The sequence below is a fragment of the Streptomyces sp. NBC_01171 genome (assembly GCF_045039805.1).
GTDB lineage: Bacteria > Actinomycetota > Actinomycetes > Streptomycetales > Streptomycetaceae > Streptomyces.
Window position 1 is genome coordinate 1,085,938 of sequence record NZ_CP108609.1, and the last position, 26,937, is coordinate 1,112,874.

Annotated in this window: 24 protein-coding genes and 1 pseudogene; 15 read left to right on the plus strand and 10 right to left on the minus strand. The window is 71.0% G+C overall.

Going from position 1 to position 26,937, the window contains the following annotated elements; genetic code table 11:
* Window positions 1–23 precede the first annotated feature (23 nt).
* From tal to OG448_RS05130, 7 genes are all read left to right on the plus strand, one after another.
* Window positions 24–1,166: a transaldolase gene (gene tal / locus OG448_RS05100; protein ID WP_405551724.1), complete on the plus strand. Its 1,143-nt coding sequence runs from the start codon at window positions 24–26 to the stop codon at window positions 1,164–1,166.
* Window positions 1,166–2,866 (plus strand): glucose-6-phosphate dehydrogenase, encoded by a 1,701-nt coding sequence (gene zwf / locus OG448_RS05105; RefSeq protein WP_405551725.1) that lies wholly within the window; start codon window positions 1,166–1,168, stop codon window positions 2,864–2,866. Before tal ends, zwf begins: the two co-directional genes overlap by 1 nt.
* Window positions 2,863–3,789, plus strand: a complete 927-nt coding sequence (gene opcA / locus OG448_RS05110; protein ID WP_391293206.1) for a glucose-6-phosphate dehydrogenase assembly protein OpcA — start codon at window positions 2,863–2,865, stop codon at window positions 3,787–3,789. The genes zwf and opcA overlap by 4 nt, the downstream gene beginning before the upstream one ends.
* Entirely contained in the window at window positions 3,789–5,444 is a 1,656-nt protein-coding gene (gene pgi, locus OG448_RS05115; protein WP_405551726.1) for a glucose-6-phosphate isomerase, read from the plus strand. Before opcA ends, pgi begins: the two co-directional genes overlap by 1 nt.
* A gap of 1 nt (window position 5,445) precedes the next feature.
* Window positions 5,446–6,324 (plus strand): phosphogluconate dehydrogenase (NAD(+)-dependent, decarboxylating), encoded by an 879-nt coding sequence (gnd, locus tag OG448_RS05120; RefSeq protein WP_405551727.1) that lies wholly within the window; start codon window positions 5,446–5,448, stop codon window positions 6,322–6,324.
* 6 nt (window positions 6,325–6,330) lie between these two features.
* Window positions 6,331–6,924 (plus strand): histidine phosphatase family protein, encoded by a 594-nt coding sequence (locus tag OG448_RS05125; protein ID WP_405551728.1) that lies wholly within the window; start codon window positions 6,331–6,333, stop codon window positions 6,922–6,924.
* A 122-nt stretch (window positions 6,925–7,046) separates the two neighbouring features.
* Window positions 7,047–7,697, plus strand: a complete 651-nt coding sequence (locus OG448_RS05130) for a TetR/AcrR family transcriptional regulator (protein WP_405551729.1) — start codon at window positions 7,047–7,049, stop codon at window positions 7,695–7,697.
* Window positions 7,698–7,762: 65 nt separating this feature from the next.
* Here OG448_RS05130 and OG448_RS05135 read toward each other — a convergent pair whose 3' ends face one another.
* Window positions 7,763–8,200 (minus strand): PPOX class F420-dependent oxidoreductase, encoded by a 438-nt coding sequence (locus OG448_RS05135; protein WP_405551730.1) that lies wholly within the window; start codon window positions 8,198–8,200, stop codon window positions 7,763–7,765.
* Between the two features lie 83 nt (window positions 8,201–8,283).
* Between OG448_RS05135 and OG448_RS05140 the strand changes: the two genes are divergently transcribed.
* The 3 genes from OG448_RS05140 (at window position 8,284) to OG448_RS05150 (ending at window position 11,333) form a co-directional block, all read left to right on the plus strand.
* Window positions 8,284–8,865: a TetR/AcrR family transcriptional regulator gene (locus OG448_RS05140; RefSeq protein WP_405551731.1), complete on the plus strand. Its 582-nt coding sequence runs from the start codon at window positions 8,284–8,286 to the stop codon at window positions 8,863–8,865.
* Window positions 8,866–9,140: 275 nt separating this feature from the next.
* Entirely contained in the window at window positions 9,141–10,373 is a 1,233-nt protein-coding gene (locus tag OG448_RS05145) for a serine hydrolase domain-containing protein (protein ID WP_405551732.1), read from the plus strand.
* A gap of 75 nt (window positions 10,374–10,448) precedes the next feature.
* Window positions 10,449–11,333 carry a 3-hydroxyacyl-CoA dehydrogenase NAD-binding domain-containing protein gene (locus OG448_RS05150; protein ID WP_405551733.1) on the plus strand — a complete coding sequence of 295 codons (885 nt, stop codon included), beginning with the start codon at window positions 10,449–10,451 and terminating at the stop codon, window positions 11,331–11,333.
* 88 nt (window positions 11,334–11,421) lie between these two features.
* On the opposite strand, the gene ribA is transcribed toward OG448_RS05150, so the two are convergent.
* A complete protein-coding gene (gene ribA / locus OG448_RS05155) occupies window positions 11,422–12,081 on the minus strand; it encodes a GTP cyclohydrolase II (protein WP_391293189.1) in 660 nt (219 codons plus the stop codon).
* Between the two features lie 39 nt (window positions 12,082–12,120).
* On the opposite strand from ribA, the gene OG448_RS05160 reads away from it, so the two are divergent.
* Entirely contained in the window at window positions 12,121–12,897 is a 777-nt protein-coding gene (locus OG448_RS05160) for a creatininase family protein (protein WP_405551734.1), read from the plus strand.
* A gap of 101 nt (window positions 12,898–12,998) precedes the next feature.
* Here the strand turns inward: OG448_RS05160 and OG448_RS05165 are convergent.
* The 5 genes and pseudogenes from OG448_RS05165 to OG448_RS05185 all read right to left on the minus strand — a co-directional run.
* Window positions 12,999–13,934 (minus strand): annotated as a pseudogene (locus OG448_RS05165) (lysylphosphatidylglycerol synthase transmembrane domain-containing protein); the annotation flags it as partial.
* Window positions 13,934–14,905: a class I SAM-dependent methyltransferase gene (locus OG448_RS05170; protein ID WP_405551735.1), complete on the minus strand. Its 972-nt coding sequence runs from the start codon at window positions 14,903–14,905 to the stop codon at window positions 13,934–13,936. The gene OG448_RS05170 and the pseudogene OG448_RS05165, both read right to left, overlap by 1 nt.
* Complete coding sequence (locus tag OG448_RS05175; RefSeq protein WP_405551736.1) at window positions 14,902–16,083, minus strand: glycosyltransferase family 4 protein; 1,182 nt, start codon at window positions 16,081–16,083, stop codon at window positions 14,902–14,904. Before OG448_RS05175 ends, OG448_RS05170 begins: the two co-directional genes overlap by 4 nt.
* Complete coding sequence (locus OG448_RS05180) at window positions 16,080–16,478, minus strand: 6-carboxytetrahydropterin synthase (RefSeq protein WP_030809323.1); 399 nt, start codon at window positions 16,476–16,478, stop codon at window positions 16,080–16,082. Before OG448_RS05180 ends, OG448_RS05175 begins: the two co-directional genes overlap by 4 nt.
* A 116-nt stretch (window positions 16,479–16,594) precedes the next feature.
* Window positions 16,595–17,578, minus strand: a complete 984-nt coding sequence (locus tag OG448_RS05185) for a dehydrogenase (RefSeq protein WP_405551737.1) — start codon at window positions 17,576–17,578, stop codon at window positions 16,595–16,597.
* Window positions 17,579–17,685: 107 nt separating this feature from the next.
* Between OG448_RS05185 and OG448_RS05190 the strand changes: the two genes are divergently transcribed.
* From OG448_RS05190 to OG448_RS05205, 4 genes are all read left to right on the plus strand, one after another.
* Window positions 17,686–18,480: a CDP-alcohol phosphatidyltransferase family protein gene (locus tag OG448_RS05190; protein ID WP_405551738.1), complete on the plus strand. Its 795-nt coding sequence runs from the start codon at window positions 17,686–17,688 to the stop codon at window positions 18,478–18,480.
* 1,173 nt (window positions 18,481–19,653) lie between these two features.
* Entirely contained in the window at window positions 19,654–20,028 is a 375-nt protein-coding gene (locus OG448_RS05195) for a WXG100 family type VII secretion target (RefSeq protein WP_405551739.1), read from the plus strand.
* Window positions 20,025–21,326, plus strand: a complete 1,302-nt coding sequence (locus tag OG448_RS05200) for a hypothetical protein (RefSeq protein WP_405551740.1) — start codon at window positions 20,025–20,027, stop codon at window positions 21,324–21,326. The genes OG448_RS05195 and OG448_RS05200 overlap by 4 nt, the downstream gene beginning before the upstream one ends.
* A 21-nt stretch (window positions 21,327–21,347) precedes the next feature.
* Window positions 21,348–22,349 (plus strand): hypothetical protein, encoded by a 1,002-nt coding sequence (locus tag OG448_RS05205; RefSeq protein WP_405551741.1) that lies wholly within the window; start codon window positions 21,348–21,350, stop codon window positions 22,347–22,349.
* Window positions 22,350–22,720: 371 nt separating this feature from the next.
* On the opposite strand, the gene OG448_RS05210 is transcribed toward OG448_RS05205, so the two are convergent.
* The 3 genes from OG448_RS05210 to OG448_RS05220 form a co-directional block, all read right to left on the minus strand.
* The gene (locus OG448_RS05210; RefSeq protein WP_405551742.1) at window positions 22,721–23,485 is read right to left on the minus strand and encodes an SAM-dependent methyltransferase; all 765 of its coding nucleotides are present in this window, start codon (window positions 23,483–23,485) and stop codon (window positions 22,721–22,723) included.
* A gap of 63 nt (window positions 23,486–23,548) precedes the next feature.
* Window positions 23,549–25,429 (minus strand): discoidin domain-containing protein, encoded by a 1,881-nt coding sequence (locus tag OG448_RS05215; protein WP_405551743.1) that lies wholly within the window; start codon window positions 25,427–25,429, stop codon window positions 23,549–23,551.
* Window positions 25,430–25,544: 115 nt separating this feature from the next.
* Window positions 25,545–26,909 carry a GH1 family beta-glucosidase gene (locus OG448_RS05220; RefSeq protein ID WP_405551744.1) on the minus strand — a complete coding sequence of 455 codons (1,365 nt, stop codon included), beginning with the start codon at window positions 26,907–26,909 and terminating at the stop codon, window positions 25,545–25,547.
* Window positions 26,910–26,937: the final 28 nt, after the last annotated feature.

Sequence of the window (26,937 nt, forward strand, 5' to 3'; positions counted from 1 at the left end):
ACAGAATTACGCGACGAAGAAAGATGAGCACTGTGACTGAAGCAATCAGCACCCCCGGAGCCCTCAAGCGTCTCGCCGACGAGGGCGTGTCGGTGTGGCTGGACGACCTGTCGCGCAAGCGGATCACCTCGGGGGACCTGGCCGCCCTCGTCACGGACGGCGGCGTCGTCGGCGTCACCACCAACCCCTCGATCTTCCAGGCCGCCATCGGCTCCGGCGAGGGCTACGAGGAGCAGCTCACCGACCTCGCGGTACGCGGTGTCACGGTCGACGAGGCCGTGCGCATGATGACGACCGCCGACGTGCGCGACGCGGCCGACGTGCTGCGCGGGGTGTACGACGCCACCCAGGGCCGGGACGGCCGGGTCTCCATCGAGGTCGACCCCCGTCTGGCCCACAACACCGTCGCCACGGTCGCCGAGGCCAAGCAGCTCTTCTGGCTGGTCGACCGCCCCAACGTGATGATCAAGATCCCGGCCACCGAGGCGGGCCTCCCGGCGATCACCGAGGTCATCGGCCTGGGCATCAGCGTCAACGTGACCCTGATCTTCTCCCTGGAGCGCTACCGCGCCGTCATGGACGCCTACCTGGCGGGCCTGGAGAAGGCCAAGGAGCGCGGCCTGGACCTCTCCCGGATCCACTCGGTGGCGTCCTTCTTCGTGTCCCGCGTGGACTCCGAGATCGACAAGCGCCTGACCGCCCTCGGCACCGACGAGGCCCTCGGCCTGAAGGGCCGCGCCGCCCTCGCCAACGCCCGTCTGGCCTACGAGGCGTACGAGGATGTCTTCGCCTCCGCCCGCTGGCAGGCGCTCACCGGCAGCGGCGCCAACAAGCAGCGCCCGCTGTGGGCCTCCACCGGTGTGAAGGACCCGGCGTACAAGGACACCCTGTACGTGGACGAGCTGGTCGCCCCCGGCACCGTCAACACCATGCCCGAGGGCACGCTCAAGGCCACCGCCGACCACGGTGACATCACCGGTGACACGGTGACCGGCCGCTACGAGCAGGCCCGCACCGACCTCGCCGCCGTGGAGAAGCTGGGCATCTCCTACGACGAGGTCGTCCAGCAGCTCGAGGACGAGGCCGTCGCCAAGTTCGAGGCGGCCTGGCTGGAGCTGCTGGGCGCCGTGACCGAGTCCCTGAAGAGCAAGGGAGTGGACGCGTAATGACGAGCAAGTCAGGCGAGCCCAAGGCGGCGGCCGCCGCCGAGGCCGAGCCGAAGGCGGACCCGAAGCCGGCCGCCGAGGCCGAGCCCAAGGCGCGCAGGACGCGGACCAAGGCGAAGCCCGCCGCGGTCCGCGAGGCCGAGGACATCCAGGTCCAGGTCCCGGTCACGCCGGCCGCCGAGTGGGAGAACCCGCTGCGCGACCCCCAGGACCGTCGGCTGCCCCGTATCGCGGGCCCGTCCGGCCTGGTCATCTTCGGCGTCACAGGTGACCTGTCGCGCAAGAAGCTGATGCCGGCCGTCTACGACCTGGCCAACCGCGGTCTGCTGCCGCCGGGCTTCTCCCTGGTGGGCTTCGCCCGCCGCGACTGGGAGGACCAGGACTTCGCGCAGGTCGTGCACGACGCGGTCAAGGAGCACGCGCGTACGCCGTTCCGCGAGGAGGTCTGGCAGCAGCTCGCCGAGGGCATGCGCTTCATCCCCGGCGACTTCGACGACGACACCGCCTTCGACCAGCTCAAGCAGGCGGTCGACGAGCTGGACGCCTCCCGGGGCACCGGCGGCAACTTCGCGTACTACCTCTCGGTGCCGCCGAAGTTCTTCCCGAAGGTCGTCCGGCAGCTCAAGAAGCACGGGCTGGCGGACGCCCCCGAGGGCTCCTGGCGCCGTGCGGTCATCGAGAAGCCGTTCGGCCACGACCTGGAGAGCGCGCACGAGCTGAACAAGGTCGTGCACGAGGTGTTCGAGCCGGACCAGGTGTTCCGGATCGACCACTACCTGGGCAAGGAGACCGTCCAGAACATCATGGCGCTCCGCTTCGCCAACCAGATGTACGAGCCCATCTGGAACCGCTCCTACGTGGACCACGTGCAGATCACGATGGCCGAGGACATCGGCATCGGCGGCCGCGCGGGCTACTACGACGGCATCGGCGCCGCCCGTGACGTGATCCAGAACCACCTGCTCCAGCTCATGGCGCTCACCGCCATGGAGGAGCCGATCGCGTTCGACGCGGACTCGCTGCTCACCGAGAAGCTGAAGGTCCTGAAGTCGGTCCGCCTCCCGGACGACCTGGGCGAGCACACGGTGCGCGGCCAGTACGCCGCCGGCTGGCAGGGCGGCGAGAAGGTCGTCGGCTACCTCGAAGAGGAGGGCATCGACCCGAAGTCGAAGACCGACACCTACGCGGCCCTGAAGCTGGAGATCGACAACCGCCGCTGGGCGGGCGTCCCGTTCTACCTGCGCACCGGCAAGCGGCTGGGCCGTCGCGTCACCGAGATCGCGGTCGTGTTCAAGCGCGCTCCGCACTCTCCGTTCGACTCCACCGCCACGGAGGAGCTGGGCCAGAACGCGATCGTCATCCGCGTCCAGCCGGACGAGGGCATGACCGTCCGCTTCGGCTCCAAGGTGCCCGGCACCTCGATGGAGATCCGGGACGTGTCGATGGACTTCGCCTACGGCGAGTCCTTCACCGAGTCCAGCCCCGAAGCGTACGAGCGGCTCATCCTCGATGTGCTGCTCGGCGACGCCAACCTGTTCCCGCGCACCCAGGAAGTGGAAGAGTCCTGGAAGATCCTCGACCCGATCGAGCGCTACTGGAACGAGCACGGCACGCCGGCGCAGTACGCGTCCGGAAGCTGGGGACCCGAGGAAGCGGACGAGATGCTCGCACGAGACGGACGGAGCTGGCGCAGGCCATGAAGATCGACCTGACCGACACCACGGCAAGCAAGATCAACAAGGCGTTGGTGGAGGGCCGCCGCGCCATCGGCACCCCGGCCGTGGGCATGGTCCTGACGATGGTCATCGTCACGGACGAGGAGAACGCCTACGACGCCATCAAGGCGGCCGAGGAAGCCTCGCACGAGCACCCCTCGCGCACCCTGGTCGTCATCAAGCGCCACCGGCGCAACCTGCGCGACCGGACCAGCTCTCGGCTCGACGCCGAGGTCCGGGTCGGCTCCGAGGCCGGCGCCGGTGAGACGGTCGTCCTGCGCACCTACGGCGAGGTGTCCGACCACGCGGGTTCCGTGGTGCTGCCGCTGCTGCTGCCCGACGCCCCCGTGGTCGTCTGGTGGCCGGTGGACGCGCCGGAGGCCCCCTCGAAGGACTCCCTGGGCGCGCTCGCCCAGCGCCGGATCACCGACCTCTACGCGGTCGACCGGCCGCAGGAGGTCCTGGAGACCCGTGCCCGCACCTACGCCCCCGGCGACACCGACCTGGCCTGGACCCGGCTCACCCCGTGGCGCTCGATGCTCGCGGCCGCGCTGGACCAGGCGCGGGTGAAGGTGACCTCGGCCGCCGTGGAGGCGGAGGCGGACAACCCCAGCGCCGAGCTGCTCGCACGCTGGCTGGAGGCCCGTCTGCACGTCAAGGTGGACCGTGTGGTCTCCGAGGGCCCGGTGGTCACCGCCGTGCGGCTCGGCACCGACGAGGGCGACATCGTCATCGACCGCCCGGAGGGCCCCCTCGCCACGCTGACCCTGCCGGGCCAGCCCTCGCGCACCCTGGCCCTGAAGGTCCGCCCGACCTCGGAGCTGATCGCCGAGGAGCTGCGCCGCCTCGACGCGGACGAGATGTACGCCATCGCCCTGACCGGCGAGGCACCCAAGGAGAACGCCTGATGTCCGACGCATCGTCAGACACCCCCAAGCTCACCCGGCGCCCCGAGTGGACGGCCCTGGCCGACCACCGCGCCGGCGGTCAGCCGCACCTGCGCGAGCTGTTCGCCGCCGACCCCGGCCGGGCCGAGCGCTACGTCGTCCGGGTGGGCGACCTGCACATCGACTACAGCAAGCACCAGGTCTCCGACGAGACCCTGGCCCTGCTCCAGGAACTCGCCGTCGCCACCGACGTGTTCGGGCAGCGGGACGCGATGTTCCGTGGCGACCGGATCAACACGACCGAGGACCGTGCGGTGCTGCACACCGCGCTGCGCGCTCCCCGGGACGCGGTGATCGAGGTCGACGGCGAGAATGTCGTCCCGGCCGTGCACGCGGTGCTGGACAAGATGGCCGGGTTCGCCGACCGGGTCCGCTCGGGTGAGTGGACGGGTCACACCGGCAAGCGGATCAAGAACATCGTCAACATCGGCATCGGCGGCTCCGACCTGGGTCCGGCGATGGCGTTCGAGGCCCTTCGCCCCTTCACCGACCGCGACCTCACCGTCCGGTTCGTGTCGAACGTGGACGGCGCCGACCTCCACGAGGCGATCCGCGATCTGGACCCGGCGGAGACGCTGTTCATCGTGGCGTCGAAGACGTTCACGACGATCGAGACGATCACCAACGCCACCTCGGCCCGCACCTGGCTGCTGGACGCGCTCGGTGACGACAAGGCCGTGGCCAAGCACTTCGTGGCCCTGTCGACGAACGCGGAGAAGGTCACCGGGTTCGGCATCGACGCCGACAACATGTTCGAGTTCTGGGACTGGGTCGGGGGCCGCTACTCCTTCGACTCCGCGATCGGCCTGTCGCTGATGATCGCGATCGGTCCGGACCGGTTCCGGGAGCTGCTGGACGGTTTCCACACCGTCGACGAGCACTTCCGTACCGCCCCGGCGGAGGAGAACGCGCCGCTGCTGCTGGGTCTGCTGGGGATCTGGTACGGGAACTTCTTCGACGCGCAGTCGCACGCGGTGCTGCCGTACAGCCACTACCTGTCGAAGTTCACCGCCTACCTCCAGCAGTTGGACATGGAGTCCAACGGCAAGTCCGTACAGCGCGACGGCACTCCGGTGGAGTGGCAGACCGGGCCGGTGGTGTGGGGCACGCCTGGTACCAACGGGCAGCATGCGTACTACCAGTTGATCCACCAGGGCACGAAGCTGATCCCGGCGGACTTCATCGGGTTCGCGCGTCCCGTGGACGAGCTGAGCGATGAGCTCAAGGCCCAGCACGACCTGTTGATGGCCAACTTCTTCGCCCAGACCCAGGCCCTCGCCTTCGGCAAGACCGAGGAAGAGGTCCGCGAGGAGGGCGTCGCCGAGGCGCAGGTGGCTCACCGCACCTTCCGCGGCAACCACCCCACCACCACGATCCTGGCCCCGGAGCTCACCCCCTCCGTGCTCGGCCAGCTCATCGCCCTGTACGAGCACAAGGTGTTCGTGCAGGGCGCGGTCTGGAACATCGACTCCTTCGACCAGTGGGGCGTCGAGCTGGGCAAGGTCCTCGCCAAGCGCATCGAACCCGCCCTCACCGAAGGCGCCAACGTGCCCGGTCTCGACCCCTCCACCACGGCCCTCGTCGCCGCCTACCGCTCCCTCAAGGAAGTGAACTGACATGCAGCTCGGACTCATCGGCCTCGGCAAGATGGGCGGCAACATGCGCGAGCGCATCCGCCGCGCGGGCCACCAGGTCATCGGCTACGACCGCAACCCGGAACTGACCGACGCCAAGGACCTCGCCGAACTGGTCGAGAAGCTCGACGCGCCGCGCACCATCTGGGTCATGGTCCCGGCCGGCACCGCCACCCAGGTGGTCGTGGACGAGCTGAAGGACCTGCTCTCCCCCGGCGACATCGTGGTCGACGGCGGCAACTCCCGCTGGACGGACGACGAGAAGCACGCCGCCGAGCTGGGCGTCAAGGGCATCGGCTTCGTGGACGCGGGCGTCTCCGGCGGTGTCTGGGGCCTGGAGAACGGCTACGCCCTGATGGTCGGCGGCGACAAGGACAACGTCGACCGCCTCCAGCCCATCTTCAACGCCCTCAAGCCCGACGGCCCGTACGGCTACGTCCACGCGGGCCGCGTCGGCGCCGGGCACTTCTCCAAGATGGTCCACAACGGCATCGAGTACGCCATGATGCAGGCGTACGCCGAGGGCTGGGAGCTGCTGGAGAAGGCGAACTCCGTGGACAACGTCCGCGAGATCTTCCGCTCCTGGCAGGAGGGCACGGTCATCCGCTCCTGGCTGCTCGACCTCGCGGTCAACGCCCTCGACGAGGACGAGCACCTGGACGAGCTGCGCGGTTACGCCGAGGACTCCGGCGAGGGCCGCTGGACCGTCGAGGCCGCCATCGACAACGCGGTGCCGCTGCCCGCGATCACCGCCTCGCTGTTCGCGCGCTTCGCCTCCCGTCAGGACGACTCGCCGCAGATGAAGATGATCGCCGCGCTGCGCAACCAGTTCGGTGGCCACGCCGTCGAGAAGAAGGGCTGACCCGCCGTGGGGGACCTCATGCTGGTCCGCCACGGCGAGACGGAGTGGAGCAGGTCGGGTCAGCACACGAGCTGGACCGACCTGCCCCTCACCGAGCACGGCGAGGAGCAGGCGCGTTCGCTGACCCCGCTCCTCGCCGGCCGGACCTTCGCACTCACCCTGACCAGCCCCCTCGGCCGGGCCCGGCGCACCGCCGAACTGGCGGGCGTGACCGGCGCCGAGCCGGAGCCGGACCTGCGCGAGTGGGACTACGGCGGCTACGAGGGCATCACCACCGTCGACATCCACCGCACCCGGCCCGAATGGGACCTGTGGACCGACGGGGCGGTGCCCGGCCCCGAGGGGCATCCCGGCGAGTCGCCCGAGCAGATCGGGGCGCGCGTCGACCGGGTGCTGGCCCGCGTGGAGAAGGCGCTGGAGGCGGACAGCAGTGATGTGCTGCTCGTCGCGCACGGTCATGTGCTGCGGGTGCTGACGGCCCGCAGGCTGGGCCTGCCGCCCGGCGAGGGACGGCTGTTCCAGTTGGCCACCGGCACGGTGAGCCGCCTCTCCACCGAGCACGGCCGCCCCGTGATCGCGGAGTGGAACCGGCTGCCCTGAGGCGCCTGACGGCCCGGAGAGACCTGAAGGTTGCTCCGGGCCGTTCGCATGTCCGGCGAGCCGGGCTTCTACAATCGCCGACAGACCGGTACAAGCCCCGCCCGACGGCCGTAAGGAACGCGATGACCAGCGTCGACGAACCGGTACACCCCGACAGGCGGTTACCGGACGCCGCCCGCACCCGGTCCGACATCCTCGACGCGGCGACCCGCGAATTCGCCCGCGCCGGGTACGACGGCGCCCGCGTGGAGGAGATAGCGGCCCGCACCCGCACCACCAAGCGGATGATCTACTACTACTTCGGCGGCAAGAAGCAGCTCTTCGCGGCCGTGCTGGAGCGGGCCTACGGCTCACTGCACGAGGTCGAGGAGCTGCTGGACCTGGAGCATCTGGACCCGGCCGCCGCCGTCCGCCGCCTGGCCGAGGTCACCTTCGACCACCACGAGCGCCACCCGGACCTGGTCCGTCTGGTCGGCATCGAGAACATCCACGGCGGCGAACACCTCGCCGCCGCCCGCCGGTTCGGCCGCATCGACTCCCCCGGCCTGGGCGCGCTCCGCCGCGTGCTGGACGCCGGGCGGGAGCAGGGGGTGTTCAAGGCCGACGTGGACGCGGTCGACCTGCACGCGATGATCAGCGCGTTCTGCTTCTACCGGGTCGCCGGCCGCCACACCTTCGGCGCCCTCTTCGACCGCGACCTGGCCGCCCCCGCCCGCCGCGAGCACTACCGCGCGATGCTCGCCGACATGGTGCTGGCCTACCTCACGCGCTAGGGGGTGCCTCGTCGGTCAGGCCGGATCAGCGCGTCGCGAGCCCGGCGTGATCGACGAGATGCTCCCTAGCGCTTCGGGACGCCGTACGCCCGGTCCACGTGCAGCCGGACCACCAGGCGCTTGTCACGGACCATGGACGCGCGGTAGTCGTCCCAGTCGTCGTGCTCGCCCAGCACCTCGCGGTAGAGCCGCACCAGCTCCTCCACCGTCTCGTCGTGCGGGTCGGCGGCCACCGGGCTCAGCTCGGCCGTGCCCTCGGCGACGGTGTACGCCCAGCGGTCGTCGCTGGTGACGTAGTACGAGGCGCGGGAGTCCCGGCGCAGGTTGCGGGTCTTGGCGCGGTCGTCGGTGACCGAGATCCGGACGATCCGCTCGTCCGGGTCATAGGCGTGGGCGACGTTGGACATCTGGGGGCGGCCGTCGCGCTTGAGCGTGACGAGCACCCCGCCGTGCCCCTCGGAGAGCAGCGCCAGCAGTGCGTCCTGCGTCGTGTCCTGAGTCATATCCACGTCAACGGGCGAGGGTTCGGCCGGCATTCCCGGACGACCGGTAGACAGTGTCTACTCGCCGTTGGTAGACACTGTCCATGACTGCATCCGACACCGGTCTCCGGGACCGCCTGGTGGACGCCGGAGTGGCGCTGGTGGCCGCCGAGGGCGCCCAGGCGCTCACGCTGCGCGAGATCGCCCGCCGCACCGGGGTCTCCCACGGGGCACCGCGCCGCTACTTCCCCACCCACCTGGAACTGCTCTCCGCCATCGCCCGGCGCGGCTTCACCGACCTCGGCGCCCGGGCGCGGGCGAGCCTGGACGCGGCGGACGAGGACCCACGCGAGCAAGTTGCGGCCCTGGCGCGCACCTATCTGCGGTTCGCACTGCAGAACCCCGGCATGTATGAGCTGATGTTCCGTCACGATGTGCTGGAGAGCGGCCATCTGGGGCTGCGGGACACCAGCCTGCCCCTCTTCGGGCTGCTGGTGGAGCGGGTCGGCCGGGCCCGCCCGGCCCTCGACGCCCGCCGGGTGACGGGCGCCCTGTGGGCCAACCTCCACGGTCTGGCCCAGCTCTGGCGCTGGGGAAATCTGCAACTGGCCACCGGCGAGCAGGAGTTCGGCCCGCTGCTGGAGGCGTGTCTCACCGCGCACCTGGGTCCGGAGAACCGTACGTGAGCCGTCGGTTCACGCTGGCGCTCGATGCGGCCGGCCGTGGTGCTGGTCATGTGGCACGGTGGTAGCGGCCACCCATGCGGGGGCGCGTGCCGCGCTGCTCGTGCCGGCCACCGTCGCGGTCATGGCCCTGCCGCTCGCCGCGTTGGTGCCCGGACGCCGAGTCGTGTCGCTCACAAGATCGGCCGCGGACGGGGTACCTGACGGTGATCATGCGCCACGATGAGCGTTGAGGCCGGCCCGGCAGCACAGGGGTCCGGCAGGACCGGAGGAGAGCCATGGCACAGCTTCGACAGGAAGTCGCCCCGCAGGACGTGGGTCTGGACGCGAATGCGCTGGACCGCCTCGACCAGCACGTCGCCGGGCTGGTGGACGAGGGCCGGCTGCCCGGCTTCCTGGTGTCGGTGGCCCGTGGCGGCCGGGTCGCCCATCTGACCACCTACGGCCACCGTGACCTCGCGGCCGGGCTACCGGTGGAGGCCGACACCCTGTGGCGGATCTACTCCATGACCAAGCCGGTGACGGCGGTCGCGGTGCTGATGCTGGTCGAGGAGGGCCTGCTCTCCCTCGACGACCCGATCGACCGGCACCTCCCCGAGTTCGCCGACCCCCGTGTCTACGTGAGTGGTTCGGCGGACGACGTACGCACCCGCCCGGCAGCCGGACCGATCCGCGTCCGGCATCTGCTCACCCACACCGCGGGCCTGACCTTCGCCTTCTACTACGACCACCCGGTGGACGCCCTCTACCGCGCGGCCGGGCTGGAGTCCTCCGTGCCCTCGGGCGCGGACCTCGCCGAGACCATCGCGTTGTACGCGTCCCTGCCCCTCCAGTTCGAACCGGGCACCCAGTGGAACTACTCGGTCGCCACCAATGTGCTGGGCCGCCTCATCGAGGTCGTCTCGGGCCGCCCGCTGGACGCGTTCTTCGCCGAGCGCATCCTCGGCCCCCTCGGCATGACCGACACCGGCTTCCATCTCACCCCCGAACAGGAGCCACGGCTGGCCGAGTTGTACGGCGAGACCGAGGACGGCGGCATCACCCCCGTACCGGGGCTGCCGGTGCGCGGGCGGCCCCGGTTCCTGTCGGGAAGCGGCGGACTGGTCTCCAGCGCGGGCGACTACCACCGCTTCATGGAGCTGCTGCGCCGGGGCGGCGAACTCGACGGCGTCCGGCTGCTCTCCCCCGCCACGCTCGCCCTGATGACCCGCAACCAGCTCCCCGGCGACGCCGTCCTGCGCGAGTTCGGCGCCCCCGCCCACCAGGAGCGCGCCAACGACGGCCTGGGCTTCGGCTTCAACGTCTCCGTCGTCACCGACCCCGCCCGCACCCTGGCCCCCTCCGCGCCCGGCACTTTCGGCTGGACCGGCGTGGCGACCACCGCCTTCTGGGTGGCCCCGGCGCTGGACCTGACCGTGCAGTTCATGACCCAGGTACGCCCCCGCACCCTGAAGATCTTCCCCGACCTGCGCCGCCTGGTGCACGAGGCGGTCGTTGCGCCGGAGGGGTGAGCGGGCGCCGGTCTCGTGGGAGAACCGGGCATGACTGGGGTAGTGCCCGCCCCCGCCTGACTGGAGTGATGCCGTGTGGCTGTCGTGACGATCGTCGGTGCCGGAGTGATCGGCCTGTCCTGGGCGCGGCTGTTCGGGGCGGCCGGCTGGGAGGTGCGCCTGAGCGACCCGCGCCCCGACCTGCCGGAGATCGTGCGGCGGGATCTCGCCGGGCTGCCGGTGACCGCGACCGACGACCTGGCGGGGGCCGCCTCCGGCGCGGACTTCGTGCAGGAGGCCGGGCCGGAGCGGATGCCGGTCAAGGAAACGGTGTTCGCCACGCTGGCCGAGCACACCCGCGACGACGTGGTGCTCGCCTCCTCCTCGTCCTCCCTGCTGCCCTCCCTGATCGCCGCGGGCAACCCGGCGGCTAGCCGGATCGTGATCGGCCACCCCTTCAACCCGCCCGAGCTGATGCCCCTGGTGGAGGTGGTCCCCGGCCCGGAGACCTCGGCCCGGACGGTCGAGCGGGCGATGGAGGTCTACCGGGGCCTGGGCAAGCTGCCGATCCGGCTGAAGAAGGAGATCCCCGGCTACGTCGGCAACCGGCTCCAGAAGGTCTTCGACGACCAGGCGATCCACCTGGTCCAGGAGGGCGTGATCGACGTGACGGACCTGGACGACCTGGTCCGGGCCTCCCTGGGCCTGCGCTGGGCCACCGTCGGCCCGTTCGAGAGCGGGCTGCTCGGGGGCGGCCCGGAGGGGATGCGGCACCTGGTGACGCACGTCGGCTCGCAGATGTCCTTCGAGACGGGCGCACCGGACCCGGCCCGGATGGGCGAGGTGCTGGACGAGGTGGAGGAGGCGTACGGCACCGGCGTGGCCGCCTACGACCGGCTGGCCGAGCTGCGCGACGAGCGGACGCGGGCGGTGCTGGAGCCGCTGGGCTGGCCGGTGCCACCGGCGGTCGAGCACCGCTGAACCACTTTGCCCGCTGCGGGAGTTCCGCTGAAACGAGAAGTCCGGCCGGGGCGTCCGGCCGGACTTCTCGCATGGGGAAGGCGGGGCTTCAGGAGCCGTGGGCCACCACGTCCAGGTGGGGCAGGTGGTGATCCAGGCGTTCGCGCTTGGTGCGCAGATACGTGATGTTGTTCTCGCTCGGCTCGATCAGCAGCGGCACCTGCTCGGCGACCTCGATGCCGTGCTTGGTCAACGCCTCCCGCTTGCGCGGGTTGTTGGACATCAGCCGGACCGAGCGCACCTTCAGGTCGTGCAGCATCTCCGCCGCCACCCGGTAGTCACGGGCGTCCACCGGCAGGCCGAGGGCGAGGTTGGCCTCGACCGTGTCCAGGCCCTCCGCCTGGAGCGCCATCGCCCGCAGCTTGGCCAGCAGACCGATGCCGCGGCCCTCGTGGCCCCTCAAGTACAGGACGACACCGCTGCCCTCGGCGACCACCGCGCGCATGGCGGCCGCCAACTGCTCGCCGCACTCGCAGTGCTGGGAACCGAAGGCGTCACCGGTCAGGCACTCCGAGTGCAGCCGCACCAGCACGTTCTCGGTCCCGATGTCACCGTGCACCAGGGCGACCTGCTCGTCGCCCCGGTCGTGGTCCAGGTAGCCGATCGCCTGGAACTGCCCGTACGCGGTGGGCAGGGGGGTGTTCACGACGCGTTCCGTGCCCGAACGACGCGGGGTCTTCCCGCCGAAGGCGCCGATGTTTTCTGTCATGATCTGATTCCTAAGCAGAGACGAAAGGCCGTGGGGAACATGAGTGGTTCGGGCGCGCGACCGGCGGCCTACGGGGTGATGCCCGCGGACACCACCGAGGACGTACGGGCGCGGGGGGCGGGTGTGTCACGTCAGGTCGCCGTCCTTCCCGTGGGGAGCTTCGAACAGCACGGTCCCTACCTCCCGTTGGCGACGGACACGCTGGTGGCCTGCGCCGTGGCGCGGGAGATCGCCGCCGCGTACCCGGTGCACCTCCTCCCCCCGGTGACCCTCGCGTGCTCGCACGAACACGCGGCCTGGCCGGGGACGGTCAGTATCTCCTCCGTTACCCTGCATGCGGTCGTACGTGACATCGCGGACTCGCTGCGCCGCTCGGGCGTGGAGTCGCTCGTGGTGGTCAACGGGCATGGCGGTAACTACGTGTTGGGGAACGTCGTGCAGGAGGCGTCGGCGCGGGGCGAGCGGATGGCTCTGTACCCGGCGGCCGAGGACTGGGAGGAGGCGCGGCAGCGGGCGGGTGTGGAGACCTCGCTGCTCACCGACATGCACGCCGGGGAGATCGAGGCGTCCATCCTGCTGCACGCTCATCCCGAATTCCTCCGCCCTGGCCATGAGTCGGCCGATTTCACCGCCGACGACCGTCGTCTTCTGCTCACCACGGGGATGTCCGCCTATACCGAGTCGGGCGTCATCGGGCGCCCGTCCCTGGCCTCGGTGGAAAAGGGGAAGGGCCTGCTAACCGGGCTGGTGGAGAACTTCGAGCCGTACTTCCGGCTGCTGACCTCGCCCGAGGCGCCCACCACGCCGCGCGGGTAGCCACGCAGGGCGCCGGCCCAGCGGGCGAGGAGGACGACGGCGCCGGGCAGGGCGGCGACGAAGCTGAGCACGCCGTACACCACGGCGACGGCGACGCCGCTGCTCGCGCCGAGTCCGGCGGCGGCGAACGCCCAGGCGGTGACGCCCTCGCGGGGGCCGAAGCCGCCCACGTTGAGCGGCAGGCCCATGGCGGCCAGGGCGAGCACCGCGAGCGGCAGCAGCACCGCGACGGACGCCCCGCTGCCGGCGATCCGGGCGGCGACGACGAACATGCCGAGGTGCCCGGCGAGGACGACCGTCGAGGACAGCGCGACCCCCGGCCCGCTCTCCCGCGACAGCAGTCCCTGCCGTGCCTCACGCAGCAGCCCGCTCCCCCGCATCGAGCCGGTACGCCGGCCGGGTGCCCGGTTCATGCGGACGGCGAGGACGACCGCGAGCGCGCCCGCCCCGGCGAGCGCCACCGGCACCGCGACGGTCCGCAGGTCGTCGCGGACCGGGGACGGCAGGGTCAGCAGCAGCGCGGCACCGCAGACGGCGAGCGCCAGTTGCCCGGCGACCCGCTCCAGCACGACCGCCTTGACGGCGCGCCGGATGTCCCCCGCGCTCTGCCCGTGCCGTACCGCCCGGTGCACGTCACCGAGGACGCCGCCGGGGAGCGCCGCGTTGAGGAACAGCGCCCGGTAGTAGTCGGCGACGGCGGGCCCAAGCGGCAGCCGGATGCCGAGGCCGCGTGCCGTCAACTGCCAGCGCCAGGCGCTGAACACGGTGGTGATCGCGCCGATCCCGAGCGCCGCGAGCACGGTGGCCGTGTCGATCCGGCGCAGCCCGTCGACCAGCGGCCCGGTGCCGAGCCGCCACAGCAGCACACCGAGGATGGCGACGCCGACGACCGTGCCGACGTGGGTGCGCAGCGCGCGCCGAGCAGTGACGTTTTCCTCAGGTGTGCCGGGCGGCCGGGCGGGCTCCGACGGCTCCCGTGGGCCGGTGTCGCGGGCCTCCACGGTCACCGGTCCGGCCTCGCCCGTCCGCCCGTTCATCACGCCTCCACCGGCCGGGGCAGGGCCAGCAGGTCGCTGTGGTGCACCACGACCTCCAGCTCGCCCGCCTCGCACGCGGCCAGCCGGTCGCGCAGGTAGTCCTCGGCGCGCGTCCGCAGGGCCGGCCGCTCCTCGACGGCCGCGCCGACCCAGCCCCGCAGCCACTGCGCGGTGAGCGCCGCGTGCTCCGGGCCGAGCCGCCAGGGGCTCGGGTGCACCCGCACCGACGCGCCGTGTTCGGCGAACGCCTCACCGGCCACCGTGGCCGCGTCCGGGCCGAGCAGGCCGCCCCGGCGCTGGTGGGCGTTGAACGCCTCGGCCAGGTCGGTGTCCAGCGGGTCGGGGGACGCGAACTCGACGCGTCCGGCGACGGACAGGGTGAGTAGGGCGGGGCTGCCGACGCCCGCGCAGGCGGCGGCCAGCGTCTCGACCTCGGGCCGGGTGAGCACGTCCAGCAGCGCGGACGCCGTCACCAGCGAGGCGCCGGACAGCGCTTCCGGGGTGAGCCGGGCGACGTCGCCGCGCCGGGTCTCGACGGTGACCCGGCTGCCGTCGGCGGCGACGCGCGGGGAGGCGACGGCCGCGAAGTGCAGCAGGTACGGGTCCCGGTCGTGCAGCACCCAGTGCTGGGCGCCGTCCAGCCGGGCCGCCAGCCAGCGGCCCATCGACCCGGTGCCGCAGCCCAGGTCGTGGATGACCAACCCGCCCTCCTTCGGCGGGAGTTCGGCCAACCGCTTGCCCAGCGGCTCCAGCAGGCCCAGCGCCCGCGCGTCCGCGTCGGCCGGTTCCCGGAGCTGGAGCCACTCGGGCGCGTACCGGGGCGCGTCCTCGGCCTCCCCCTCGCGCAGCCGTACGGTGGCCCGCTCGCCGGGGCGGCCGACGGGGCCGGCCCCGGCGATGACGTCGGAGGTGTCGGTGGGCTCGGTGCCGTCGTTCACCCGGTGCTCCTCGTCGGTGGTGGCGTCGGTCATGCGGCCCTCCTGGGGGCGCCGGGGAGCCTGCCGAGGACCCCGGCGAGGCTGCGGGCGGTGGCGGCCCAGCCGCCGAGCGCGCTGCGCCGGCCGCGCGCGGCGGCCTTCAGACGGCGGCGCACGTCGGGTTCGCCGAACCAGCCGCGCAGTTCGGCGGCGATGGCGGCGGGGTCCTCCGGCGGGACGAGGATGCCGGGCACCCCGCCGTCGGGGGCGCGGCCGACCGCCTCGGGCAGGCCGCCCACGTCGGTGGCGATGACCGGGATGCCGCGGGCGAGGGCCTCGGTGACCGCCATGCCGTAGGTCTCGGCGTAGGAGGTGAGCACCATGAGGTCGGCGGCGGCGTAGCTGGCGTCGAGGTCGGCGCCGGTGCGGGGGCCGGTCAGGTGCAGCCGGTCGGCCAGGCCGTACCGTTCGATCTGGGCCCGCAGCGTGGCCACGTACTCGGGGTCGGTGCCGAGGCCGCCGACCAGCGAGCAGGTCCAGGGCAGGTCCCGTACGGCCGCGAGGGCCTCGACCAGGCGGTGCTGGCCCTTGCGCGGGGTGACGGCGGCGACGCACACCAGGTGGGAGATGCCGTCGGTGCCGGGCGCCAGCGGCGCGATGTCGGCGCCGGGGGCGGCGAGATGGACCCGGTCGGGGGCGAGGCCGTGGTGCGAGACCAGTCGGCGTACGGCCCAGTCGCTGGTGGCGATGGTGGCGGGCACCGCGCGCAGCACGGCGCGTTCACGGGCGTCCAGGTCGGCGGCGACGGCCGGGTCCAGCCCGGTCTCGTCACCGAGCGGCAGGTGGACGAGGACGGCGATCCGGAGCCGCTCGGCCTCGGGGACGACGATCTCGGGCACTCCGCAGGCGACCAGGCCGTCCAGCAGGACCACCGTGTCGTCGGGCATCTGGGCGAGGGTGCGGGCCAGCGACTCGCGGGCGTCGGCGTCGGGGTCCGGCCAGGCGCCGGGGGCGGCGTGCCGGACGACCTGCCAGCCGAAGCCGGGCAGGTCGAGGCAGACCCGGCGGTCGTAGGCGTTGCCGCCGCTGGGCGCGGCCGGGTCGTCGACGCCGCCCGGCATCACGAAGTGCACGGTGCGCAGCGACATGGGGATGATCCCGAAGTTCTCGGTGGCGAGGGGCTGTGCGGGCACGTAGGCGAGACGGGCCCGGTCCACGGTCAGGTCGCTCACAGGCCACGCTCGTAACTCGCCCAGGCGATGTGGGACTCGTGCAGGGTCACCGAGAGCGCGGACAGGCCCTTCGCGCCCTCACCGAGCGCGCCCTTGGCGATGCGCTCGGCGAGCCGGTCGGCGACGACCTTGGCCAGGAACTCGGTGGAGGTGTTGACCCCGGCGAACTCGGGGTCGTCGTCCAGGTTGCGGTAGTTCAACTCGGCGGTGATGGCACCGAGTTCGCGGGTGGCGAGGCCGATGTCGACCACGATGTTGTCCTCGTCCAACTGCTCACGGCGGAAGGTGGCGTCCACCAGGAACGTGGCGCCGTGCAGGCGCTGCGCGGGTCCGAACACGTCGCCGCGGAAGCTGTGGGCGATCATGATGTGATCGCGGACGGTGATGCTGAACAACGGACGACCCTCCAGGTGCGGCGCGTCTGGTGCCCCGGAGGTTCCCGTCCGGGGGTTGCCGAGTAGTACGGCTCTTCAGTTCCCCGTGTTCAGCCCTCTCTCACTCTTTTCTCAGGTCAGGCCGGGTCGGGATACCGGATGCGGTGGCACAGCGCGGGGATCTCGCCGCTCGTCAGGCGGGGCATCAGCTCCGGGAGTTCACCGAAGGCACTCTCTCCGGTGATGAGCGCGTCCAGCGCCGGGTCGGCGAGCAGGTCCAGGGCGAGGGCCATCCGCTCGGCGTAGCCCCGGCCGGGGCGGGCGGCCGGGGAGACGGTGCCGACCTGGCTGGCGCGGAGGGTGAGCCGGCGGGAGTGGAAGGCTTCGCCCAGCGGCAGGGTGACGCGCCGGTCGCCGTACCAGCTCAGCTCCACGACGGTGCCCTCGGGGGCGAGGAGCTCCAGGGCGCGGGTGAGGCCCTGTTCGGTGGCGCTGGCGTGGATGACGAGGTCGCGCTCGCCGGTGGCCTCGGCAGGGGTGGCGAAGTCGACGCCGAGGGCCTTGGCGGTCTCGGCGCGGGCCGGGTCGGCGTCGACGAGCTGGAGCCGGATGCCGGGGTAGCGGGCGAGCAGTGCGGCGACCGAGCAGCCGACCATGCCGCCGCCGACCACGCTGATCCGGTCCCCGATCTGCGGGGCCGCGTCCCACAGGGCGTTCACGGCGGTCTCCACGGTCCCGGCGAGCACGGCCCGCGCGGCGGGCACCCGGTCGGGTACGACGGTCACGGCGCTCACCGGAACGACGTAACGGCTCTGGTGGGGGTAGAGGCAGAAGACCGTTCGGCCGATCAGCGCATCGGGGCCCCGCTCGACCACGCCGACGCTCAGATAGCCGTACTTCACCGGGGCCGGGAAGTCGCCCTCCTGGAACGGCGCCCGCATCACGTCGTGTTGGCTCCTGGGAACACCGCCGCGGAACACCAGGGTCTCGGTGCCGCGGCTGACCCCGGAGTACAGGGCGCGCACCAGGACCTCGTCCTCGCCGGGCTCCGGGAGGGTGACGTCGCGCAGCTCACCGTGGCCGGGCGAGCTGAGCCAGAACGCGCGGGCGGCGGGGTTCATCGGCATCCTCCTGAACGATCGGGAACTTGCTCACGTACCGAGAAGGGCACAGGCCGCGCACAGTACGCGGCCTTGATCGACTCTGTCACTCGGCCGGAGGATGCGCGGTGGCCCTGAACAATACGTATGACGCGAGGCTTCAGCAGGAGACGGCCGTGGGAGCGGGCGTACAGATCCTGCTGCTCGCCCTGCTCGGCACGGCCATCGGCTTGGGGGTGGCCGGCTGGCTGTCGGGGCTCGCCTTCGCGTTCGCCACCTGGGCGGTGCTCTCGCGCGCCCTGCACCGCTCCGCGCTGCGCTCCTTCGGCCCGGCGAACCGGGTCACCCTCGGCCGGGCCACCCTGGTGGGCGGGGTCACCGCGCTGGTCGCGGACTCCTTCCAGAGCGCCCCGCCGGTCACCCTCCTGGTCGGCCTGACGGCCGTCGCCCTCCTCCTGGACGGCGTCGACGGCAAGGTCGCCCGCCGCACCGGCACCTCCAGCGCGCTGGGCGCCCGCTTCGACATGGAGGTGGACGCGTTCCTCATCCTGGTCCTGAGCGTGTACGTGTCCACCCGGCTCGGCCCCTGGGTCCTCCTGATCGGCGGCATGCGCTACGCCTTCGTGGCGGCGGCCCGCTTCGCCCCCTGGCTGAACGCCCCCCTCCCCCCGTCCTTCGCCCGCAAGACCGTCGCCGCCCTCCAGGGCATAGCCCTCCTGATAGCCGGCTCCTCCCTACTGCCGCACCCGGCGGAACTCTCCGTTGTCCTCCTGGCGCTGGGGTCCCTGGTGTGGTCGTTCGGGCGGGACGTGATGTGGCTGTGGGGGCACGGGCGGGCTACGGCGGTCCCGCCGGAGGCACGACCGCAGGAGACGGCGCCCGCCCAGCCGACGTTGCTGGAGCTCGAGCTGGCGGTGCGCTGAGAGCTTGCCGGGGACGGAAGACGCCCTCACCGCGACAGAAGCACGAAGAGATCAAGCCATGAGCAGACTGTGCAGCGCTCGGTCGGAGTTCCCGATCGAGCGTTTTGCGTGAGCGGCCGCCTCGACGGCCACTCGCATCCACGCACTGGCACGCGCGCGGCGTTCCCGCACAGGTCAGGGCAGGAGCCGACTGCCGTCAAGGTGATCAAGTCATCGGTGGTGGACTGCGAGTCGCGGTTGCGAGTCGCGCAGGAGATCGAGGTACTCAAGAGGATCTGGGGTCCGCGCATCGCGGCGTTCGGGGGGCCGACCCCTATGCGGCTGATCCGCTGGGCGAACGGCCGTAAAATCGCGGGTGACTTCAACACCTAAGGTCACGGCCAGAACAAACAGGACTACGTCGACCTCCTCGCCCACCTGGAAACCCGGAGACCATCCCGCCTCCGGCGGGCTACGCCGTCCCCTTCTACAAGGCCGACCGCGACGCCGAAATGCGTGCCGCACACGCCCACTTCCAGAAGCGTCTGGACGACGAGATCGCCGCCGGTCGCTGGACCCCGCCGGAAGACGACACGGCCTGATCCACAACTCGGCCGCCGACTCCACCTTCGTGCGAGTCGGCCGCCGGACATCGCTCCACTTGCGGAGGAGGCGGCTCACAGCCTGGCGAGGAACTCCGCCCACGCAGCGGAGGTCAGCGTCAGCGCCGAGCCACACTCTGGGGTGCACTCGCGTGAGAAGGCCGTCATCTCCGAACTCCGGGATCGCTGCCATCGAGCCTGATACCGAGATGCGCTACGCGCCATAGGCGCGGAGCGGACAGGTGAGTTGCGGCCCGAGCGCAGACCCGCGGCTTGGTCCGACCTACCACCAGGGGTGGGACAGGAAGCGCCGTCCACGTCTCCTGGAGAGCGGCCCGCGGCCGGCGTCGCCGACCGGGTCGCGCCGGGTCGGCCGGCGACATCGCGATGACCGCCAGCCCCCGAAGCGTCAACGCATCCACCCAGTCCCGATCCGGCTGCAGCAGTGGCAGCGCACCCAGCGGTGCGCCACACGATGGACGCACCACCTTGAATGGATCTTTGCCGTCTGTTCGATTCTGTTTTCAGTTGCCAACTCCGCGCTACGCATAGCCTCTTCGAACTGGTGAACATGCGGAGGGGACTGGACACCATGGACGGCAACAGCGGTGGCGGCCGCGGCAAGATACTCGACATCAAGATCGCTGATCTGAAGGCGACGGCTCCGCATTTCCACACGCACAGCACCGACCTCGCCAAGGCGCTGACCAAACTCCAGACCGCGCTGTCTGCTGCCGGTTCACCGTGGGGGACCGACGAACAGGGCCGTGCGTTCCACAAGGCGTACGGTCCGCACGTCAAACAGATCGAGCACGCGGCGGCCATTCTGTCCCAGGGACTGGCAAGCATCCGTGAGGCGATGGTCGACATGGCGGACGGCCACATCGACAACGAGGAACTCATCCGTTCGATGTTCAGCAGGCTCAGAACCCCCGCAGAGAGCGACGGGACGGGCCGGTCCAAGTGAGTGCCGGCGACAAGGCCAAGGAGATCGTCCAGGACCTCACCGGTATGTGGTGGCCTGATGCCGACGAGGACGGGCTGCGTGCCGCGGCCAAGGCATGGCGCGATTTCGCTGACGACGTCGAAGATGTCATGGTCGCCGCGAACAGATCGGCACGCGGCATCATCGAGAACAACAAGGGCGTGGCAATCTCCGCTTTCGACGACCCGTTCTGGCGCCGCTACTACTTCAATGGCAATGGCTGGCTCAAGGACATGAGCGACGCCGCCCGTGACATGGCCCGCGCGCTGGACAAGTACGCGGATGCCGTTCATGGGGCGGTCAAGCACCTGGAACACGAGCTGGAGATCGTCGGTGCGACGATCATCGCGGGTACCGCCCTGGCGATCTTCACGGTCGGGATCTCCGAGGCCGCCGCGGCAGCGGCGACCGCGGCCGTCGTCGAACTGGCGGGGACGCTCGGCGTCACGCTCTCCGCTGAGGTCGCCGCGATCGCAGGCACGACTCTGGCCACGGCCGCGATCGGTGGTGTCGAATCCGTGACGGTGGACCTGGCCGTCGCCCAGCCGGTGGCGACGGCCACCGGCGAGAGCAAAGGCTTCAGCCTTGATGAGGCCAGTCACTCGGCCAGGGACGGGATGCTGTTCGGCGGCATGTTCGGCGGGGCGGGCAGCGCGGCCCGGGTCACCGCCGAGGCCGGTGGTTTCGAGGAGGTCTTCGGCGGCTCGCTGCGCCTGAACACCGCCGCCATGGACCAGATGGGCAAAAGCCGCACCTGGAGACTCCTCCAGAGCGAGGACTCGACGGTCGGTATCCCCCCGGCCAAGCCCGGCGACTACACACTCGTCTCGGGTGACCCGGTCTACTTCGGCCGGAGCACCACCACGGTCGGCTACGACAGGGCCACCCTGAACAACCTGGAACGAGTCCGACGCCTGCCGGGAGTGCATGACGTGGTCGTGCACGGCACGGACAAGGGAGTCTTCATCACCGGCCGCCTGAACGCTTCCGGCAAGAACCTCACCGACTTCGAGGTCCATCCGAACCACATCGTCGACGCGATCACCAACAACCCGCACTACCGCCCGGGCCAGCCGATACGCCTTGTCTCCTGCCACTCCGGCGCTGATGCTCGGCCCCCTGAGGTTCCCCTCGCTCAGACTGTGGCCAATGAGCTCGGCGTCCCTGTGACCGCCCCGACGAACAAGGTCGGTACGTCGGCCGAGCGCGGACTCAATCAGACCCCGGTGATCGGCAACAATGGTTACTGGCGCACCTATCTGCCGATGGTCCGGCACTAGGTGCAGGGTACGACTGGAGAGATGATGATCAAGCAGGCAGGGTTCTACCGCGAACTCGGCGGCATCGGCGACAAGTCGGCCCCGGCTCCCTCTCTCCGGAACTCGGCGAGGGCGGCTGGTGAATGGGACGAGGACCGCGTTCTCGCTTATCTCGACGCAGGCCACGAGATCTTCACGGCCATGGGCGCCGAACGCGACGTCATCGGGGACGACGTGTGGATCACAGGTGCGGGCTCACTGATCACCGACGGCACTTGGATGTGGCCCATCGAGCTCGCGTACTACGTGCGTCGTCACCACGTCGCACTGCTGCCCGAGTTCCTGAATCACATCCGGGCGCATGGATACGTCAGTCCTGAGGTGCCCCACGATCGAGCGCTGGCGATCTTCGAGGAGCACTTCGGCGAGAACGCCCAGGCCGCCGCTGCGGCGGACACAGCAGCTGAGCAGGGCGTCTTCATCTGGTACCACCCTGCTTTCACCCACGCCTCCGCGCAGACCCTGATCGATCGTCTCGCGTCTTCCGGCCTCGCCGTGATCCATCCGCTCACGGACAACCTCTTCGGTTTCCGTGAAACAGCGCAGGGCAGGAGGCAGCCGTTGGTGGGCGGCATTGGCTCGTTGGTCTCCGCACTGGCCGAAGGCGAGTATCGCAACGTCGAGTTTCAGTGCTGGATGGGCAACGACGAGTCTCTCGCCGTGGCCGTACGGCGTCTCGACGATGACACTCAGAAACTCACGTTCCGCATCGCTGACATTCCCGCCCACGACCGCGAGGAAGCTGTCGCCGCCCTCGTCCGCACCCTCGACCAGGATTCGGACGACTGCCTCGGATTCGTCATCGACCGCGCCGGGGTGACCGCCGAACACGACTGGGACCGTGTGCTGTCCCGCCCCGGAGAACCCGTGTCCGTGTGGCCCGACACCCTGGGCATCCTGCGCACCAGACTGCCCGCCCATCCCGAGCTCGCAGGCGTGGGTTACACGGACTACGGCCGACTGGTCGTATTCCATCGTCCGTGAGCATCAGCAAGCCGGTCGGACGCGGAACGCACATACCTGGATCCATGCGGGGAGGGCCCCGGGAAACCCGTCTGCCGCCAGGCTGCTGCGTTTGTCGGTGGCGGACGATATTCATCAAGGGGTTCGAATACCATCGAGTGATCATCGACGGAGTGCGTGATGGGCTGGTCCCGCGTGCCGAGGTCCAGCGGCTGCGCACGCCAGACCCGGCGCGCTTCCGGCGGGAGACGCAACGCGCGCGCTCCCTGCTCTTTTGGAATGGGCAGCCGAGCCCGTTCCAGAAAAGCTGCTCAAGGCCCGCCCCGGGGTGTCGCCGGTGACCGGGCCTTAGAAGACCGTGCCGTGGCCGTTCGCGCGGCGCGACCGTCGACTCAAGGCACCCGCGCGACCCCCACATAGAACCCGCTCCGCTCCTGCACCGGCGCAGGCTCCTCCTGGTACCACTCCGTCGCGAACACCAGGCCGGGATCGACCAGTTCGAGGCCCGTGAAAAAGGGTTCCACCTCCGCCCGAGTGCGCATACGGAGGGGGATCGTGCCCTTCTTGTAGGCGTCCTCCACCTGTTGCTTGAGGTCCGGATGCTGGTCGGCCGTGCCGTGGGAGAGGACCAGGTAGCTGCCGGAGGGGAGGGCGTCGAGGAGGGTGCGGGTGAGGGCGTAGGGGTTTTCGGTGTCGGGGAGGAAGTGCATGAGGGCGATGAGGGAGAGAGCTATGGGGCGGTCGAAGTCCAGGCGTTCGCGGGCGTGGGCGAGGATCGCCTCGGGACGGCGTACGTCGGCGTGGATGTAGTCGGTCGCGCCCTCCGGGGTGCTGACCAGCAGCGCCTCCGCGTGCCGCAGCACGATCGGGTCGTTGTCGACGTAGACGACGCGGGACTCCGGGCGGATCGCCTGGACGATCTGGTGCAGGTTCGGCTCCGTGGGGATGCCGGTGCCGATGTCGAGGAACTGGTCGATGCCCCGCGCCGCCAGCCATGCGGAGGCGCGGTGCATGAACTCCCGGTTGCGGGCGGCGCTGCGCCGGGACTGCTCGGGCAGCGTCTCGCCCACCTGCTGGTCGACCGGGTAGTTGTCCTTCCCGCCCAGCAGCCAGTCGTAGACGCGGGCGGGATGGGGCTTGCTGGTGTCGATCTGCACGGGACGCTCCTCCGGCGCGAGAACACGTGACTGGCCTGCGCCGCAAGGGTATCCGCCGCGCGGTTACCGCTTCTGTTCCACGCGCACCCAGTCCACCTCCGCCTGCACTCCCCCGGCGGCGATCCGGTCCACGCTGGACTGCGGCAGCCCCCAGTACGGCGAGGTGACCTGGTTCCAGCCGGCCGGGTAGGCGCCGCCCAGGGCCAGGTTCAGGATGACGTACTGGTTGTGGTCGAACACCCATTGCCCGCGCGTCGATTCGAGCTTGTTGCGGGTGGTCTCCTGGACGAGGCGGTCGTCGACGTAGAACCGCATCGCGGTCGGCGTCCACTCCACGGCGTAGGTGTGCCACTGGTCGGCGCGGCCGCCGTTCGGGTAGGTCTGGCGGGCGCCGATGTTGCCGTCCGCCGAGTAACCGGGGCCGTGCAGCGCGGAGCTGGTCCAGTCGCCGTAGCCGATGTTCTCCATGATGTCGGTCTCGCCGGAGGCGGGCCAGGAGACGGAGGGGTCGTCCACGTTGCTGCCGAGCAGCCAGAACGCGGGCCAGAAGCCGTCGCCGACCGGCAGCTTCATCCGGGCGCTGACCTTGCCGTAGCTGAAGTCGAACTTGGTGTTGGTGTCGATGCGGCCGGAGGTGAAGTCGTAGGTGCCGCCACCCGCCTTGGCGCAGCCCTTGCAGTACTTCGCCCGGAGAATCAACTCCCCGTTTTCGGTACGGATGTTGTCGGCGGAGTCGACGTAGGCCTGGGACTCGCCGTTGACCGACCCCATCTCGGTGCCGGTGCGCACCACGCGCCACTTGGAGCGGTCCAGGGCGGCGCTGGTGAAGTCGTCGAAGAACGTGGTCTGGTAGGTGCCTTGTTGCTCGGCGGGCAGTGCCGGGTACGCGGCCGAGGCGCTGCCGCCGGTGCCCCAGACCTGGAACTCGTAGAGGGAGTAGCCGAATTGCGCGGTGTAGGGCGCCGGGTTGTAGAAGGAGCGGCGCTCCTTGCCGAGCATGCGGACGTAGCGGCCGGTGGCCGGGGACGGCAGGGTGACCGTGTCGTGCAGTCCGGCCGCGTCGCCGGGCGCCTGGACGTTGGCGCGGCGGGCCGAGACCTCGGCGGCGGACGGCTGGTACACGGTGCGCCAGGTGCGGTTGTCGTCGGAGACCTGGAGCAGGTAGTCGACGGCGTAGGCCGACTCCCAGTAGAGGTCGACGGAGGAGATGGTGGAGCCGGCGCCGAGGTCGACGGAGACCCAGCGGTCGGCGTTCCAGTCGCTGGACCAGCGGGTGCTGTCGCCCTTGAGGTTCGCGGGCCATCCGCCGTCGGTGACGAAGGCAGGTGAATTCCCCGCGTGCTGATAGAGGTTGGAGTACGCCGGGTGGTTGAGGGCGAGGTTGGTGCGGGTGGTGGAGGCGGCCGCGGGTTCACCCCCGTAGACCTTGAAGGAGTACAGCGAGTACCCGTACGGCGTGGCGCGTTCTAGGCCGCGCATCCGGACGTAGCGGCCGGTCACCTCCTGCGGGTAGGTGTGCGCGGTGACGGAGCCGCCGGTGCCCGCGGTCTCGGTGTAGAACGGCGTCCAGTCGGTGCCGTTGCGGGAGACCTCCAGCACGTATCTCTTGCCGTACGCGGCCTCCCAGTCGAGGACCACGCGGTCGACGCGGATCGTGCTGCCGAGGTCGACGCGAATCCAGGCGTCGTCGGCGAAGTTGCTGGACCAGCGGGTGGTGCCGTTGCCGTCGAAGGCGAGCGCGGCGGCGGTGCCCGCGTTCTCGCTGCCCGAGGCGGTGACGGCGGCGGGGTTGCCGGCGTAGGCGGTGGCGGCGCGGTCGGTGTCCCAGGTGGCGGCCGCGGCGGCCGGTGCGGCGGTGGCGGGGGCGGTCAGGGCCGTGGTCCCGGTGAGCAGGGCGACGGCGGCGAGTGCGGTGAGCAGGGTGCGGGGGGTGCGTGACGGCATGCGGCTCTCCTCGGGAGGATCTGTCGGCGGTGCGGGGCCTGGACAGTTCGGTGCCTGGTGCATGTCACATGGAAGGTGGGGGGCGGGCACGCCTGACGCGCCCGCCCCGGGGGGCTCAGGCCGCGCGGCGCCCGAGCTTGCGGTGGGTGTCGATGATCTCCGCGTACCGGCGCCCGCTGGCCTTGATCGTGCGGGCCTGCGTGGCGTAGTCCACGTGGAAGAGGCCGAAGCGCTTGTCGTAGCCGTACGCCCACTCGAAGTTGTCCATCAGGGACCAGGCGAAGTAGCCGGCGAGCGGGGCGCCCTTGGCGGCGGCGGAGGCGCAGGCGGCGAGGTGGCTCTCGAGGTAGGCCCGGCGCTCGGGGTCGTCGACGGTGCCGTCCGGGCCGACCAGGTCGGGGAAGGACGAGCCGTTCTCGGTGACGTAGATCCTGCGGGCGCCGTACTCCTCGGTGAGGCGCAGTAGCAGGGTCTCGATGCCGCTCGCGTCGATCTCCCAGTCCATACCGGTACGCGGGACGCCCTCCCGGCGCACGGAACGGGTGTACGGAGCAGGCCCGTTGGGGTCGTCGGCGACGTGGGCCGGCATGTAGTAGTTCAGGCCCAGCCAGTCCAGCGGGGTGGCGATGGTCTCCAAGTCGCCCGGCTTCTCCGGGAGCTCCACGCCGTAGACCTCGACCATGTCGGCGGGGAAGCCGCGGCCGTGCACCGGGTCGAGCCACCAGCGGTTGACGTGCCCGTCCTGGCGGCGCGCGGCGGCCACGTCGTCGGGGCTGTCGGTGGCGGCGTACACGGTGGAGAGGTTGTTGACGACGCCGATCTCGGCGTCGGGCGCGGCGGCGCGGACCGCCTGGGTGGCGAGGCCGTGGCCGAGGAGCAGGTGGTAGGAGGCGCGGACGGCAGCGGTGAGGTCGGTCCAGCCGGGGGCCATCTTGCCTTCGAGGTGGCCGATCCAGGCGGAGCAGAGGGGCTCGTTGAGAGTGGCCCAGTGGGTGACGCGGTCGCCGAGGCGTTCGGCGACGGCCGAGGCGTACGCGGCGAAGTGCTCGGCGGTGTCCCGCTCCGGCCAGCCGCCCCGGTCCTGGAGCACCTGCGGCAGGTCCCAGTGGTAGAGGGTGACGGAGGGGGTGATGCCCGCCTCCAGCAGGGCGTCGGTCAGCTCGTCGTAGAAGGCCAGCCCCTTGGCGTTGACCGGGCCGTCGCCGCCGGGCATCACGCGCGGCCAGGCGACGGACAACCGGTAGGTGTCGACGCCCAGTTGGCGCATCAGACCGAGGTCGTCGCGCCAGCGGTGGTAGTGGTCGCAGGCGGTGTCGCCGTTGTCGTCGCCGTCGATCTTGCCGGGGGTGTGCGAGAAGGTGTCCCAGATCGACGGTGAGCGGCCGTCCTCGGCGACGGCGCCCTCGATCTGGTACGCCGAAGTGGCCGTGCCCCAGCGGAAGTCGGTCGGAAGGGCGGCGAGGTCGATGGGCTCGGACATGGAAGTCCCTTCGAGGTGCGGGAAGTCG